The following is a 14,924-nucleotide window of genomic DNA, read 5'->3' as shown; positions in this document are numbered from 1 at the left end:
CAGTATTTTAGGCACATGAGGTCTACTGCGACTTCTGCCCTGCGCCGCCGCCCACCTGCGCATCGCCAGAGTTGATGCCCTTCGACAGCCAGGACAGATCGCCGGCGTCGGTGTTCGTCGCATAGACGGTCGGCCGAACAGCACCATAGTGGACGATCGATACGGAGGCAGGGCCCACGTTAATTCGCTGGAACAGGTCGAGGTGCATGCCGAGCGCGTCGGCGACAATCGATTTGATGACGTCACCGTGACTCACCGCCACCCATACGGCTCCTGGCCCGTACTCTGCTTCGAAGGCCGCATCGTGGCGTCGAATTGCTGCTACCGCCCGTGCCTGCATTGCGGCCATGGACTCACCGCCGGGAAAGATGACGGAGGACGGCTGCGATTGCACAGCTGACCACAGATCTTCGGTTGCGAGATCACTAAGCGTGCGGCCCTGCCACTGGCCGTAATCACACTCGGTAAGATCGGGTTCCAACGGCGCGTACGGAGTGCCAGCCTGGCGATCAAGGATGAGCTGGGCGGTCTGCTGACAACGCTCGAGGGGGCTCGATACCACCCCAACTACGGGCACGGCCGCGAGCCGGTCTCCGGTCAAGGCTGCCTGTTCGCGCCCGAGCTGGTCCAAACCGACGCCGGCCGCCCGACCCGCCAACAGGCCGGCGGCATTGGCCGTGGTGCGGCCATGCCGCACGAGGATAACTGTTGCCATCCACCCAGCCTAGCCAGCATCCTTCGCCGAACCTTGGCGACAGCACGTTTGATGCCTGGTCAGGGGTTACCGGTGCAGGCGCTCCCGCCAGTCTGCCGGTACCTTGTCTGCCGGCGCAGGTGCTGGCTGGTCCGCTGGTTTGGACTGAGGATCCGGAAGCCGCGGGCCGCGGAAGAACTTCTTCGTGGTGTGCTCGTAGAACCAGTCCTCCCCAGGTTCGAAGGACCTCACGACGGGGTGACCAGCGGTGCGCGCGTGGGCACTGGCATGCTGTGAGGGTGATGAATCACAGCATCCGATGTGGCCGCATTGGGCGCAGCGGCGAAGATGCAGCCACCACCCCGGGCCGTCACCGCTAAGGCACTCCTGGCACCCTGTTCCGCTGGGTGTGGCGGCGAGGTTGATTCCCGGAATTGGGCGGTCCTCCATGGGGTCCTCTATTTTCATCGCTCGGGTTCTGCATCCAGCCTGCCCATCGTCGGGAGCTATTCTGGCAGAATCCCAGCGCCCTCGGAATGGCGGAATCGGGGGAACAAAGGCCCTTGTCCCCAATGTCATGGCGCGAGTATCGTGAGCGCCACCGAACCATTGAACCGGAAAGACGGCGGCCATGGATCCCTCGGTTCCGATCATGCTGATTGCCACCACAGACCCGACCTCTCGGCGCATTCTTGGAGATGAGTTACGTCGACGGTACGGCGCCGACTACGAGGTGGTGACGTGCGCCGACTACGCCCATGGGAGGGCGGTGCTGGAGGGGCTCCGGCGCTGGAATCGCCAGGTCGCCCTTATACTCGGGTGCTACGGACCGGCTGACCGCGGTGGACTGGAATTCCTGCGCCGTGCCTATGGCTATCACCCGGCCGCCAAGCGTGGCGTTGTGGTGATATGGGGTGACTTCGCCAGCGCTCCCACTGTATTCCGGGCGATCGCGCAGGGATACGCCGAATTGGTGATCATACGTCCCGAACGATTGCGCGACGAAGAATTCCATGGGGCGATTACCGACGCCCTCGACGACTGGCACCTGGCCCAAGGGGTCGGGTTTGAGGCGGTCCGGTTGATCGGGGAGGTAGGCGACGAAAGAACTCATACGTTGCGCGACTCCTTGAGTCGAAACCACATCCCGGTGGTTTTCCACCCTGCCGGGTCAGAGACGGCGAAACGGACGCTGGAGAGCGTGGACCTGCGCGACCCCATGCTGCCGGTCATGGTGCTGGAGTTCACCGTCCCACCAATTGTCCTCGAGAACCCCAGCGACCTGGAGATCGCCGAAGCGATGGGGGTGACACGGCCGCCACCAGCGAACAAGATCTTCGATGTGGTGGTCGTGGGAGCTGGCCCTTCCGGTCTCGCGACCGCCGTGTATGCCTCGTCCGAGGGCCTCTCCACCATGGTGGTGGAGGGCGAGGCTGTGGGAGGCCAGGCCGGCACGAGTTCGTTGATCCGCAACTACCCTGGTTTCTCCCGCGGTGTGAGCGGCGCCCACCTGGCCTACCGCTCATTTCACCAGGCCTGGACTTTGGGCACGGATTTTCTGTTCCTGCGGAAGGTGGAGGGGATTGGCGTAGACGGAGCATGCTACGCCGTGTCGATTTCCGATGGCAGTGTCGTACGGTGCCGCTCAGTGGTGGTAGCTACCGGCGTGGACTACCGTCGCCTCGGCCTGCCTCAGCTGGAGGATCTGGTCGGCAGAGGCGTCTTCTACGGGGCCACAGTCTCCGAGGCGCCGTCGATGGCCGGAAAGCACGTCTGCGTCGTAGGTGGGGGCAACTCGGCCGGCCAGGCGGTTCTGCACCTTGCGAAGTACGCTAAGCACGTGACGCTCCTGGTGCGAGGACCCACTCTTTCGGTCAGTATGTCGGACTACCTCATCTCCCAACTTGAGGCCACCCGGAACGTTGCGATCCGCTATGGCAGTGTGATCGTGGGGGCCCGCGATCGGGATGGATTCCTTGCCGCCGTCGAGGTTGCCGCACCCGGAGCTCCCGACGCAACCCCGAGCGAGGAGATCGAGGCGGGTGGCTTGTTCGTGCTTATCGGTTCGGTGCCGCGGACCTCGTGGCTGCCCGACACCGTAGAGCGTGACCCGGCCGGTTTTCTGCGCACGGGCGTCAGCCGGGAAAACAGGGACGCCGGGTCCGTCAGGCCGGACAGGCAGCCATTGGCGTTGGAAACCAGCATGCCCGGCATTTTCGCAATCGGTGACGTCCGGGCCGGTTCGATCAAAAGAGTGGCGACCGCGGTCGGGGACGGCGCCACAGTGGTCTCGATGCTTCACACCTACTTGGCGGAGAACCCCCTGCCTGTCCCGCCCCCCGCCCCTAGTGAGGCGGCCTCGCGAGAGGAACTGCCCGGAGATGTCCGCTTCAAGTGAGGTCACACCGCTGATTCCGCCGATGCGGTGGCTGCTCTACGTCGCTGCGTTCCTCGTGTTTCTTGCCGGGCTCGTGCTGTTCGTGTTTACTCTGCAGACTGATGAATTCTTCGCGTGGACAGTTAATCCGCCCATGACCGCGGTCTTCCTCGGTGCGGCATACTGGTCGGCCGCCGGCCTGGAGGTAACCGGCGCCCGCTCAGCAAGTTGGGAGTCAGCGAGGCTGGCAGTCTGGCCCGTGTTCGTCTTCACCACATTGACCCTCGGAGTCACGCTGCTTCATCTTGATCGATTCCACTTGTCACCAGACGCTGCTCCCACTGCCCAGATAGCCACGTGGGCGTGGCTGGCAATCTACGCCATGGTGCCCGTGGCAATGGTCGTCATCAGCTGGAGACAGGTCCGGTCCCGCCGTCCTGTCCCGAAGTCCATAACGGCGGGACGGCCAGTGCTACCGCCTGCACTCCGGGTGCTCCTGGTGGGAATTGCCGGCGTACTGCTGTTGTACGGCGTGGCGCTCCTGGCAGTACCCATTCCTGCCGCGACGTGGTGGCCGTGGCCACTGTCCGAGCTCACCGCGAGGGCGATCGGGGCGTGGCTGATCGGTCTTGGGTGGGCCGCCGCCCAGGGCCAAAAGAGCGGCGACCTCCGAACCGTCCGGCCCGTGGCCCTGACCTCCGTTGCCTTCGTCATTCTGCAGGCGGTTGCCCTGCTGCGGTACGGCGGGGCCCTGACATGGGCGAGCGCGCAGGCTACCGGCTTCGTGACCGTTCTGCTTGCAATTGGAGTGGCCGGCGGATGGGCACTCGCACTGTCCCGTTCGCCGGCAGCCGGGGCCGGCATTACGTGAGCTTATCGAGTACCTACATGAAGAGGAGAGGGGGCGGCGGCTGTGACTGCTATCCAAACTACCCCGGGGAACCAGGCCCGCCTTAGGGCGGGAGCCGCTCTCATGACGCTTGCGGGGCTGGCTTTCGTTGCGTACGCCGCAGTCTTTCTGGGACTCAACTTCACGGGCGCCTTCCTTGAGCTGGGTATCGGCCCCGATCAAGTGGACAAGGGGATGGCGGAAGTCGAGGCATTCAGCCCGCAGCTGCATCACTACATCAGCCATCTGCACATTGCGCTCAGCGGCTTCATCGCTGCAACCGGGTTCGCCATTGCGGGCCTGTCCTGGTTCGGGGTGCGCCGAGGGGAACGGTGGGCCTTCGCCACAGCAGTTGTGGTCCCGGCCGTAGGACTCGCCGTGGCCCTCCCCGCGCATTACCCGTGGGGGTTGGCAACGATAGGGCACCTCGGCCCGGTCTACCTCGCAGTCCTGATTTTCCTGGCAGGGGTCGCCGTAGCCTACAGCGGAATGCGAAGCCCTGCGGTGAAGCGCAACTGAGGTGTCCTCGTTCGAACGAGTCTGAGCCACGGTGATTCCGCCTGGTTGCCTGGATCCCCTGGCTAAAGGTCTTGCGACAGCTCGGCTTCGAGTTCGCTGATGCTGGGCAGCGTTGACGTGAATTCCTCCGGCAGGGACTTCACTATCTCGGACTCCCATTCGGCGATGCCTATCGGCTTGGAAAAGCCCCGCAGCGAGTATTCAGCCACCACGTTGTTCTTGGTTTTGCACAATAACAGGCCGATAGTCGGCTGATCGTCGGCATGGGCAAGGAGATCGTCCACGGCGGACATGTACATGTTGATCTGGCCCAGGTACTCGGGTTTGAAGGCAGTGGCCTTCAGCTCGACCACAACGAAGCAGCGGAGCTTGAAGTTGTAGAACAGCAGGTCGGCGAAAAATTCGTCCGCCCCGATGGTCAGCCGGACTTGCCTGCCAACGAAAGCGAATCCCTGGCCGAGTTCCAACAGGAACCTTTCGACGTGCACCACCAGTTGCCCCTCGAGCTCACGCTCATTCCGTTTGCCCGTCATGGCCACGAAGTCGAAGACGTAGGGGTCCTTGAAAGACTGCTGGGCAAGATCCGAACCCGACGACGGCAGGGTCGCTTTGAAGTTGGTGATCGCCTTCCCGGAACGTTCGTGGAGTTTCGTCTCGATGTGGTGGGGGCGAGTACGTTACGGGACCAGCCATTTTAGACGGCGGCGGCTGCGTACCAGAGCCGGGCGTCCGAGTCCCCAAGTTTGTCGAGGAGGATGACGTTGTGGCCCCTTCCCAATGTTGCAACAGGCTGTTGCAACATTGGGAAGCGTCCCTGACATCTAGGACCACGGCCAATTGAGAATCATTCCCATAAATGTGTGGACTTATCTCAGAAGACCACTGTAGGTTCTGAATAGCGAATACTCGATTCGATGGACTAGCGGCCGCCGCTGCCCTTGCATGCATCATCTCTACGGCAGGCTGTGCGATATCCTCATCCCGAACTGACCCGTCAGCTCCCAAATTGTCGACCGCCGAGGCTTGCCTGTCCTTGGAGAACACCATGGACCGGGCCAGCCTGTCGTGGCCGGTGGCCAATCAACCCGTGAGCCGCGAGAGCGCAGATTTGCTTCTTCAAGGCTTTGAAGAAGTGGCCGCGCGCACTGACGGGGATTTACGCACGACCCTCGACGCGTGGACAGACGGCTTCGACTTCTACGCCCCATATCTCGTGGCCAACGACCCGGAAGGGGCAGCGGCGGCCGCCAATGACGTCCAGGAGGAATCCCTCCTGTTGGCGAACACAAATTTGGCTACGTTCTGCCATTGGTAGCCGCGACAAAAGGGGGAAACATGCACAAGAAAGTTTGGGACTGCTCACCTGGGCGATGGCCAGCCTCGTCCTGACCTCGGCGCAGGCCGCCTACGCCGCACCGAAGGACGGACAGGGCAATACGGCCGAACGTAAAGCTACGCCAGAAGAAGTCGCCGAGCTGCAGAAGCTGCAAAAGATCGCGGGCCAGCCAGCCATCTATAAGCAGTTAGCCGGTGAGACCACCGGCGAGATGATTACCACCCAAGCCTTTGACCCGTACGTCTGCACGCTTTATCCCTCAGTCGTGCACCCTAGGCAATCGTCCGGCTACGGCTCGGTCGGAGCCAAGCCCTATACCAAATGCCTGGTCGGAACGCCCAGTCAGATCAGCCACAGCAGCGTGCTGTACATCGTGGAATGGTGTGGTCTTTCCTGGGTCCCCATGGCGAGCAGAGGTCAAACGGGCTATAACACTCGTAGCCTGACGCTGACTTCTCTCGAGTGGTTCTGTAAGAACTGGAACACGTCGACGTTCGTGCAAACAACGAACGGAACCAGCGTGCAGGCGGGACGGACGTATTACTCATCAGTTTCGACGGTGAAGACCCCATTGAGCTGCGGCAAATAGCCTCCCACAAGCACACGATTGACGGTGCCGCGCCGAAGGGCGCGGTGCCCTCACCGTTTCAGCGGTGTTTCGGTATTGACGAGGACAAGTCGGTGAAGGGCGTGACATGAAGAGTTTCGAGCTCCGGGAGCGCTTCCACTTCAGACAGGACAGCGGAGGGCACTCCGAGAACGCTGGAGTCAAGGTCGATACTCGTGCCAAGGCACCAGCTTCCGTCTGCCGGCCACAGGTAGTTGGGCGTGAGACCGTTTCCCTGAGCCCATCCGAATGCCGGCATCAGCATCCACCTGGCGTCGGCCAGCTCGCGGCTTTCAAGGCTGTAGAGCACGTACTGCTCGCCCTGGATGGAGACGGTGTCCCCTTGGCGGATGGCCCTTGCTGATTCACTGTCCTCTACGACTGGCTCCCACCCTGTCCAGAACGCTGCCAGGACGGGTCCGTCAGTCGTCTTGCTGAGGACGCGGGCCAAGGCTCGGAATCCTGCGCCATCGAGGCGGCCTTCCTCAGGCGGGTACACGGTGCCAAGCCCCGGCACTGATGCCGGCTCCCCATATGCTCCGGAAAGCTCGGCCCATCTGATTCCAGGTGAGAGCCTGCGCCCCAGTGCAGTCGCGACAGCCTCCCAGCTTGCCTCGGGGGAGAAATTGTAGCCAGGAGCAGCTGTCCCGGCGGGGTGAGCTTTGTGGAGAATGCGCAGATATGACTCAAAGACGGCGGGTACGATGCCCTCGACTTTGGCCGAGCGGTCAATCCGGTTCAGCCAGTCAGCTGGACGCTGCGCTTTTTCGAGTTTCATCGAGCACCTGTTCGCATGGTCGTCTCTCGTTGTTGAGTCCAACGTACCGGGGGAAAGACCTCGACGGCGATCAGGGCGTCGGAGCGGGTGGGAGGTTTTTCGCGGCCGGCCCTTGGATGACGGTGCCGTCGGTACTGAACCGGGAGCCGTGGCAAGGGCAGTCCCAGGTGGCCTCGGCGGCGTTGAAGCCGACGGTGCAGCCCAGGTGGGTGCAGGTGGCGGAGACGGCGTGGATCTCCCCGTCGGCGTCCTTGTACACGGCGGTGCTCTGACCGTTGACTTTGATGACAGCCCCGTCGCCCGGCAGCAGGTCCGCTTGGCTGGACCTGCCACCCAGTTTGCCGGCCAGGACGGCCGCCACGGTCCTGACATTCTCCTTCACGAACCGTCTGGCGCTGGAAACCGGCGTGATCCGGTTGCTGTTGAACACCGGGGCCCACGGGTTCTCCCGGCCAGTGAGGGTGTCAGCGAGAATGAGCGCGGCAGCGGTCCCGTTGGACAGGCCCCATTTGCGCAGCCCGGTGATCACATAGACGTGTTTGGCGGTGGGGGACATCAGTCCCACATAAGGCAGCCCGTCGAGCGGCATGCCGTCCTGTGTTGACCAGCGGTAGGCGATCTTGTCCACGCCAAGGCGGTCGTGGGCGAATGCTGAGAGCCTGCGGTAGCGTGCGGCTGTGTCGCCGGGCTCGGACACGCTGTGGCCCTCGCCGCCCGTCAGCACGTAGCTTGCCCCGTTGACGCTGGCGGTCAGAATGGAGCGCATCGGTTCGTCGACGCTGATGAAGGTGGCGTCCAGCGGTGGCGTGTCCAAGCGCCCGGCCACGATGTAGGAGCGGTGCGGATGGGACCGCAGGTAGAACAGGCCCTGGCCGCCCCACGGCACATTCGTGGCGACGATGATGTCGCGGGCCCGGATGCTGCCGTTGTCGGTATCGACTCGGGCAGGTGTGCCGTCATGGACGTCCTGCGCGCGGGTTTCCTCGAAGACGAAACTGCCCTCGCCATTTACCGCGCGGGCCAGACCCTGGAGGTACTTCACGGCATGGATTTGTGCCTGGCCGTCGAACCGGACGGCGCCCTTGACAGGGAACGGCAGGGGCACCTCGGCGGTGAAGGTGGCTGGGAGGTCGAGCAGGGCGGCAAGGTTGGCTTCGGCGCGCACGAGGTGGAGCGCGTCGTCAGTTTCGGCGTAGGTGTAATTGGCGACCCTGCGGAAGTCGCAGTCGATCGCTTCGGAGGCCACAACCTGGGCGATGTGTTCAATCGCTGCCTGGTTGGCCTGCCCATAGATTCGGGCAGTGCCAGTGCCATGGCTGCGTGCAAGTTCCGTGTAGGCGAGGCGGTGGAGGGAGGTGACCTTGCCGGTGGTGTGGCCGGTGACGCCCGTTCCAATGCGGGCGGTATCGATGACCGCTACGCTCCGGCCAGCCCGTTTGAGCGCCAGCGCTGCGGTGAGCCCTGCGATGCCCGCCCCGACAACTGCGACGTCGACGTCCAGATCTCCGCTCAGGACGGGAAAATCGGTGGTTCCGGCGGTCGCGACCCAGAGAGAGGCAGGTTCACCTTCGGGCCGATCAGTGTCCGCTGCATCCTTCACTGCCTCACCTCAGGATCCTGCTCTACTACCCGGCTGTGGTTTGCGCTGCGTCAGCCGCCGCCGCAGAGGGACAGCCGGCGGCCGGCCCGGGGATTTCACCCGGGGGACGGCCGCCGTCGTCGGTTTTCCACGAACCGTGGAGGAGTTACATAACGCTTTCCTTCTTCTCCATGGCATCCCGGCCCAGCCAGAGGCCCAGGCCCACCATGCCAATACCCAGGACCAGATGCAGCCAGTTGTCTGCTGTGTTGAATGGCACGAAGTTTGCGGCCGCGTTCATGTCGATGACCAGGCCGTAGATCCACAGCAGCAGGTACACAACGCCGCCGCCCAGCAGGAACCAGCGGGCCATCCGGTTTGTCCTGGCCATGGCAATGCCGGCCGCGCCAAACAGCAGATGCACGATGTTGTGCAGGATGGACACTTGGAAGACGCCAAGCAGCATGGCCCCGGACTCATGTCCGGCAAAGGTCATGGCGCTGTAATTGGTGGTGACTCCCGGGATGAACCCGAGGACGCCAACCAGCAGGAAAACGGCACCAACTATCATGGCGGTGTTGTGAAGCGTCAACCCCATCATGTGGTGGTGGGCGGGGTGTGAAGCGGTAGTCATTTTGGTCTCCCATTCACGCAAACTGCCGGCTCTTCAGGTGGAGAACCGGACCGCGGCAAGGAGTCGCAGGAATCCTGCCGACGCCCACATCGTACTCCTGAAAACCGCGCCTGGGCAGGGGAAACAGTGCCTTGGGGGCCCATGGGAACATACTGCATGCCGGTCCATCTTTTCCAGAAGTGACATGCTTGAGAGGTGACAACGCTTTCGACGCAACCGCCCCGGACCGCGCTCACCTGGAAGCTATTGCCAGCGGTCCTGCTCTCGGCATCCGGAGTGCTGCTTTTTGGCGTCGAGAATGACCTTTTTGGTTACGGGCTGCTGGCCACGAGCCTGGTGACCGCGGCACTGATCGACCGCGAGTTCGTGCGGCACCTGGTGCTGGTTGCCGGGGGAATGGTTATCATCAGCCTGGTTCCCTTGAACGCTGACCTGAGCATCACACACATGACCCTCATGGGTGGTGCCCTTGCGCTGGCCGTGCTCCTACCGTGGCTCGTGTCGCGATTCGCCTACCGCGAGAACATCATCACCTTTCCCGTGAACACGGGCCGCCGCTGGCCGTTGAGCGCGAAACTATACCTGCTTGCTGTTGTGGCCCTTGGGTACTTTATTCTTCCGGTGTACCTGATCAGCACGGGGGTCTACCAAAACTGGCCGGACGCGTCCGACCCCACCATCTTCTGGCGGCTCTTCCTCGGTGTGAACGCTGTTGGCATTTGGGACGAGCTGTTCTTCATCTGCACCACGTTCACCCTGTTGCGGCGGCACTTCCCGGACTGGCTCGCCAACATCCTTCAGGCCGTGGTTTTTTCGTCTTTCCTTTGGGAGATCGGCTACATGGCCTGGGGTCCGCTGCTGACGTTCCCGTTCGCGCTTCTGCAGGGATACACGTTCAAGCTGACGAAATCGTTCACCTATGTGGTGTCGGTGCATTTGCTCTTCGACTTCGTTCTCTTCCTCGCGCTGGTGCATGCCCACAACCGCGACTGGCTGCCGATCTTCCTCTACTGAGCCTGTTCCGCAGACGTGGCCCGTATTGAGGGATCTGGATGCCTACATCACGAGCCGCAGCGGCCGTTCGCCCAGCTGTACCGTGATTTCCTGGCCCCAGGATGCCGTGAGGCGGTCCTCTTCCATGCCATCGCCGAATACGACGAGCTGGTCGGATGCAACGGTTATGTGCAGTATTTCGCCCGACTCCAAAACACCCTCGGTCAACGAGATTCCGGTGATGGGGGAGGGCCACGCTTCGCGGACGAACCAGGCCAGGCGGGTATCTGTTGGTGCGGGCAGGGGGCGTCCTCCGCGTTCGAGGGCGATTGATGCGCACCATCCTGTGGCTCCCGTGCCGGTAGAGACGATCAGGCCGGACGAGGAATGGCGCTCGGCCCGCCCATCCGGCGCGGTCAGCCGGTACCGTGCCGACTGGTGTGAGGCATGCCCAATGAAGACCTCGTTGAGTCCCGAGAGTTCCTGGCCGTCGTCGAGCCGCGCGGTCACGGTAGTGAGCTCATGGCAGCCCAGCCGCCCCGCAGGCCAGGCCGCTGCAGCTTCCTTGAGCAGCCTTGCCGCATCCCTGGGCGTGTGACGGACCAGGATGCCCGGGTTCACTCCGGGCTCCGGGTCTATCCCGATCACAGGCTGGCCGTTGAGGTATTTTGCCGCGTTGGCCACGAGCCCGTCCTGCCCCACCACGGCGATGACATCCTCAGGTGTGAGCAGGAAACGGCTAAGGTCCGCGCGTTCCACTTCGGCATGACGCCACTCGGCGGGAACAGCGGTCCGGAGCGACGCCAGGGCTGCGGTGAGCCGGTCATGGCGCTCCTGCACGTCCTGGATACTGCGGCCCCTGGTGCGGAGGAAGAATTCGGCCTGGCCCCGCGTGGCGTGCCGGTCCAGCAACTCCTGCAGCTCAGTCCGCCGGTGGACGATGACGAGGCGGGGGTTTGCCATGGCGTGTCCCTACTTGGTGAGTGCGGTTGGCGTCGTGGGGGCGGCGGGCTCCCTGAACAGGCCTGCGAGTGCTCCGCTGAGCAGGTCCGGCGTGATGGTCAGGTTGCCGATATTCGGCAAGGACCCGGCTGCATCGCGGAGCGCCAAGGCCAGCAACGTCGCCTGCTCCATGCCCCGGTAGACCTCCATGGTGGCGGCTTCCCTGGCTGCGGCGGCCTCACCGACCAGGCGGATCTGATTTGCTTCGGCAGCGGCACCGATGTCCTTCCGTTCGGCGGATCCCCGGGCCTCGATCAGTCCGGCGGCGGCCTTTTCCTCGGCCTGGCGCCGTGCGTTGGCGCCTTCCTGGGCAACCAGGTGTTCGCGCCGGGTGGCAAGTTCGATCTGGCTCGCCATTTCGTTCTCGGAGATGGTCCGTTCACGCTCGACGGCGACGGCCCTGCGTTCGTACACGGCCCGGTCGGCTTCAGACTGCAGTTTTTCGCGGACGGGCGTCTGCAGTGCCCGTTCGACGTCGGATTCCGGCCGGACCGCCAGGACCTGGACCCCGAGGATCTCAATACCGGTGGACAGGAGCCGCGCGTCGGTCCGCAGCGCTTCGGTGAGGACAGCGCGGAGTTGGCTGACACCGCGCTCGAGGGCTTCGGCGAGCGTGGTGGTGGCGATCTGGTCGATTGCGTGGCTCTGGCACAACTGGCCGATGATTGTGGCCACCTGCTCGCGACCGGTTGCCGGGGCTGCACCGGCATGCTGGAGTCCGAAGTCGAGCCGGTTGGATACCGAGACGGGATCGATAAAACGGTAGGTCACGTTGGCCTGGACGCTCACGTCCTGGTGGTCCCGGGTGATGGCATGGAACAGGGTGGGCAGCTCCTGGTCATCCACGGGGACCTCGCTGAGCACGGAATTCGCCGGCCGGAACCAGAATGCCTGGCCCACCCCTTGATGCTTGACCTGGCCTTTCTGCAGGTGGACGACGTAGCCGGTGGGGCTGCCAAGGAAGTGGCTGATCCAGGGGTAACGCTTGATGCTGGCCATGGGGTTCTCCTTATGATTTATTGTCGTCACTTCGACGATAACTAACCTTACGACTCGCTGGAACTTATTGTCAAGATGACGATAATTCCCTACGATGGCTTCATGACCGAAACCCCTGCTGCGCCGGCGCGCTTTCCGGTGACTGTCGACGTCGTCGCCCTCACCGTGCGCGACGGCGAGCTGAACGTCCTGCTGATCACCCGCCTCATTGATCCCTTCCGAGGCAAACTCGCCCTCCCGGGCGGTTTCGTGCTGGCCGGCGAGGAACTGCTGGAGGCGGCCGGCCGGGAACTTGCGGAGGAGACCGGCGTCGGGCAGCTCCCGGGCCATTTGGAGCAACTGGGCAGTTACGGCCCCAAGGGACGCGATCCGCGGGGGGATGTACTCACTGTGGCCCACCTGCTGCTCGCGCCCGACTTTCCGGTTCTCGCGGCAGGGAGCGATGCTGAACACGCGGCCTGGTACCCCGTGGGCCAGCTCCTGGATGGCGGATTGCAGCTCGCCTTCGATCACGAGCGGATCCTCGCTGACGCCTTGGAGCGGGCCAAGTCAAAGCTCGAATACTCGCCCTTGGGGGCGGCTTTTTGCGGCGAAGAGTTCACCATTGCCCAGCTCCGGGCAGTGTATGAGGCCGTCTGGGGCACCCGGCTCGACCCGCGGAATTTCCACCGCAAGGCCACAGGCACCCCCGATTTCCTGGAAGATACCGGGCGGACGACGGCGGGGGACGCCGGCCGGCCAGCGGCCCTGTTCCGCCTGGCTCCGGCAGCCCGGCCGGCAGTAGGGCAGCCGGTGCGGGCTGTACTCAACCCCCCGATCATGCGGCCGCGGGACTGAAGCCCTGCCGGGTAGGGTTTGATGCATGACGCCTGTCGCCAATTGGGGCCCAACAAAGTTGTGGCAGCGGTTGAGTCCGCACCTGGACTCCGGGGCTCCATGATCTGCGATGACCAGGGCGATCTGACACATCATAGGGGGAAACAATGACAGTACTTTTGATTGGCGGGGGCGCACTGGCCCTTCTGCTCATCGCAGGATTTATCTTCTACACCTCGAGCATCCGGTTTGCCAAGCCGAATGAGGCCATGCTCATCACCGGCAAGAGTGATCCGAATACGACGGATGAGACCTCGGATGACCAGTCCCGTGTCATCATCAACAATCGGGCGTTCGTCAACCCCATCACTGAACGCGTCAGCCACATCTCGCTGTCCTCGCGCCAGGTTGAAGTCACCATCGAAGCCATCTCCAACAATGGCATACAGCTCAAGCTGACCGGCGTTGCGCAAGTAAAGGTCGGGGGCGACAAGATTTCTGTCCGCAAGGCAGCCCAGCGGTTCCTTGACCAGCAGGACGCGATTGACCACTACACCCAGGAAACCCTCTCCGGCTCGCTTCGTTCTATCGTGGGTACCTTGAGCGTCGACGCGATCATCAAAGACCGTGCCCAGTTTGCTGCATCCGTTAAGGAAGAAGCCGAGCACTCCATGACCAACCAGGGTCTGGTCATCGATACGTTCCAGATCAAATCGGTTGACGATGCGGGCGGATACCTTAAGAACCTTGGCCGGCCGGAGGCCGCCCTGGTGGCACGGAACGCCAGTATTGCCGAAGCGAACTCCCAGCGCGAGGCGGCGGAAGCGAAGGCCCTGGCAGACCAGAAGACGGCTGAAGCTGAGCAGAAGCTGGCTCTCCGGCGCGCCGAATTGAAGCAGGAAACGGATGCCCGCCAGGCGGAGGCTGACGCCGCCGGCCCCCTTGCCCAGGCCGACCAGCAGCAGGCGATTATCCTGAAGAACCAACAGGTTGTGGCGCGCCAGGCCGAACTTCGCGAGAAGGAACTCGACATCGAGGTCCGCAAGCCTGCCGACGCCGCCAAGTACAAGGTTGAAACTGAAGCAGCGGCTGACCTTGCCCGACGTACCCGCATCTCGGAAGCCACGAAGGTTGAAGCTGCCGCTGAACTCGAAACCCGCAAGCTCAAGGCTGCCGGCAACGAGGTCGAAGCAAAGGCCCTGGCAGCAGCCAACACTGCCAAAGGCAATGCCGAAACCGAGATCAACAAGATCCGTGGCCTTGCCGAGGCTGAAGTAACGAAGTCCAAGGGTATAGCCGAGGCCGATGTCATTGGCCTGCGTGGTACGGCTGAGGCAGGGGCCATCGAAGCCCAGGCCAAGGCATACAGCGAGTTCAACGAGGCAGCCATCCTGAACAAACTTCTGGAGGTTCTGCCTTCCATCGCCCGGGAAATCGCTGCGCCGATGAGCGCCATCAGCAATATGACGGTCATCTCCAACGACGGCGCAGGCCAGGTGAGCAAAAATGTTTCCTCGGGTGTCCAGCAGACGGCACAGATGCTCAAGGACACCACCGGGTTCGACGTCATCGAAATGCTTAAGAACTTTGGCAATTCGACCCCCGCCGCGTCCACGCGAGGCACCGGCAACGGCGCAGTCAAGGAACAGGCCGGACCACAGTGATCACTCCCGGACCGGGGGACGGGTTCGCCGGATAACC

At 63.2% G+C, this 14,924-nt stretch carries 16 protein-coding genes; 8 read left to right on the top strand and 8 right to left on the bottom strand.

Annotated features, from left to right (window positions below; genetic code table 11):
• Positions 1–22 precede the first annotated feature (22 nt).
• Both ACFC25_RS15220 and ACFC25_RS15215 read right to left on the bottom strand, forming a co-directional pair.
• Positions 23–715: an MSMEG_4193 family putative phosphomutase gene (locus tag ACFC25_RS15220; RefSeq protein WP_376046547.1), complete on the bottom strand. Its 693-nt coding sequence runs from the start codon at positions 713–715 to the stop codon at positions 23–25.
• 66 nt (positions 716–781) lie between these two features.
• Positions 782–1,144 carry a UBP-type zinc finger domain-containing protein gene (locus ACFC25_RS15215; RefSeq protein ID WP_376046544.1) on the bottom strand — a complete coding sequence of 121 codons (363 nt, stop codon included), beginning with the start codon at positions 1,142–1,144 and terminating at the stop codon, positions 782–784.
• Between the two features lie 181 nt (positions 1,145–1,325).
• Here ACFC25_RS15215 and ACFC25_RS15210 point away from each other — a divergent pair, with 181 nt between their 5' ends.
• The 3 genes from ACFC25_RS15210 (at position 1,326) to ACFC25_RS15200 (ending at position 4,479) form a co-directional block, all read left to right on the top strand.
• Positions 1,326–3,092 carry an FAD-dependent oxidoreductase gene (locus ACFC25_RS15210; protein WP_376046541.1) on the top strand — a complete coding sequence of 589 codons (1,767 nt, stop codon included), beginning with the start codon at positions 1,326–1,328 and terminating at the stop codon, positions 3,090–3,092.
• On the top strand, positions 3,076–3,942 hold the full coding sequence (locus ACFC25_RS15205) for a hypothetical protein (protein WP_376046538.1): 867 nt from the start codon (positions 3,076–3,078) through the stop codon (positions 3,940–3,942). Before ACFC25_RS15210 ends, ACFC25_RS15205 begins: the two co-directional genes overlap by 17 nt.
• A gap of 102 nt (positions 3,943–4,044) precedes the next feature.
• Positions 4,045–4,479: a hypothetical protein gene (locus ACFC25_RS15200; protein WP_376046536.1), complete on the top strand. Its 435-nt coding sequence runs from the start codon at positions 4,045–4,047 to the stop codon at positions 4,477–4,479.
• Between the two features lie 62 nt (positions 4,480–4,541).
• Here the strand turns inward: ACFC25_RS15200 and ACFC25_RS15195 are convergent, their stop codons facing one another.
• Positions 4,542–5,012 (bottom strand): PDDEXK nuclease domain-containing protein, encoded by a 471-nt coding sequence (locus ACFC25_RS15195; protein WP_376046533.1) that lies wholly within the window; start codon positions 5,010–5,012, stop codon positions 4,542–4,544.
• 512 nt (positions 5,013–5,524) lie between these two features.
• On the opposite strand from ACFC25_RS15195, the gene ACFC25_RS15190 reads away from it, so the two are divergent.
• Together ACFC25_RS15190 and ACFC25_RS15185 are read left to right on the top strand one after the other, a co-directional pair.
• Positions 5,525–5,794 (top strand): hypothetical protein, encoded by a 270-nt coding sequence (locus tag ACFC25_RS15190; protein ID WP_376046530.1) that lies wholly within the window; start codon positions 5,525–5,527, stop codon positions 5,792–5,794.
• Between the two features lie 34 nt (positions 5,795–5,828).
• Complete coding sequence (locus ACFC25_RS15185; protein ID WP_376046528.1) at positions 5,829–6,404, top strand: hypothetical protein; 576 nt, start codon at positions 5,829–5,831, stop codon at positions 6,402–6,404.
• 58 nt (positions 6,405–6,462) lie between these two features.
• On the opposite strand, the gene ACFC25_RS15180 is transcribed toward ACFC25_RS15185, so the two are convergent.
• The 3 genes from ACFC25_RS15180 to ACFC25_RS15170 form a co-directional block, all read right to left on the bottom strand.
• Positions 6,463–7,200, bottom strand: a complete 738-nt coding sequence (locus ACFC25_RS15180; protein WP_376046525.1) for a hypothetical protein — start codon at positions 7,198–7,200, stop codon at positions 6,463–6,465.
• A gap of 70 nt (positions 7,201–7,270) precedes the next feature.
• A complete protein-coding gene (locus tag ACFC25_RS15175) occupies positions 7,271–8,800 on the bottom strand; it encodes an FAD-dependent oxidoreductase (RefSeq protein WP_376046523.1) in 1,530 nt (509 codons plus the stop codon).
• A gap of 145 nt (positions 8,801–8,945) precedes the next feature.
• Positions 8,946–9,413 carry a DUF4383 domain-containing protein gene (locus ACFC25_RS15170; protein ID WP_376046521.1) on the bottom strand — a complete coding sequence of 156 codons (468 nt, stop codon included), beginning with the start codon at positions 9,411–9,413 and terminating at the stop codon, positions 8,946–8,948.
• Between the two features lie 195 nt (positions 9,414–9,608).
• Between ACFC25_RS15170 and ACFC25_RS15165 the strand changes: the two genes are divergently transcribed.
• Positions 9,609–10,427 carry a CPBP family intramembrane glutamic endopeptidase gene (locus ACFC25_RS15165; protein ID WP_376046518.1) on the top strand — a complete coding sequence of 273 codons (819 nt, stop codon included), beginning with the start codon at positions 9,609–9,611 and terminating at the stop codon, positions 10,425–10,427.
• A gap of 42 nt (positions 10,428–10,469) precedes the next feature.
• Here the strand turns inward: ACFC25_RS15165 and ACFC25_RS15160 are convergent, their stop codons facing one another.
• Positions 10,470–11,369, bottom strand: a complete 900-nt coding sequence (locus ACFC25_RS15160) for a hypothetical protein (RefSeq protein WP_376046515.1) — start codon at positions 11,367–11,369, stop codon at positions 10,470–10,472.
• Positions 11,370–11,378: 9 nt separating this feature from the next.
• Positions 11,379–12,407, bottom strand: coding sequence for an SPFH domain-containing protein (locus ACFC25_RS15155; RefSeq protein WP_376046512.1), 1,029 nt, complete (start codon positions 12,405–12,407; stop codon positions 11,379–11,381).
• A gap of 75 nt (positions 12,408–12,482) precedes the next feature.
• Here ACFC25_RS15155 and ACFC25_RS15150 point away from each other — a divergent pair, with 75 nt between their 5' ends.
• Together ACFC25_RS15150 and ACFC25_RS15145 are read left to right on the top strand one after the other, a co-directional pair.
• Positions 12,483–13,244: an NUDIX domain-containing protein gene (locus ACFC25_RS15150; RefSeq protein WP_376046509.1), complete on the top strand. Its 762-nt coding sequence runs from the start codon at positions 12,483–12,485 to the stop codon at positions 13,242–13,244.
• Positions 13,245–13,390: 146 nt separating this feature from the next.
• Positions 13,391–14,887: an SPFH domain-containing protein gene (locus tag ACFC25_RS15145; protein ID WP_337348143.1), complete on the top strand. Its 1,497-nt coding sequence runs from the start codon at positions 13,391–13,393 to the stop codon at positions 14,885–14,887.
• Positions 14,888–14,924 lie beyond the last annotated feature (37 nt).

Source organism: Pseudarthrobacter sp. NPDC055928 (assembly GCF_042270935.1).
Lineage (GTDB): Bacteria > Actinomycetota > Actinomycetes > Actinomycetales > Micrococcaceae > Arthrobacter.
This window is presented reverse-complemented; position numbering and strand designations above follow the sequence as displayed.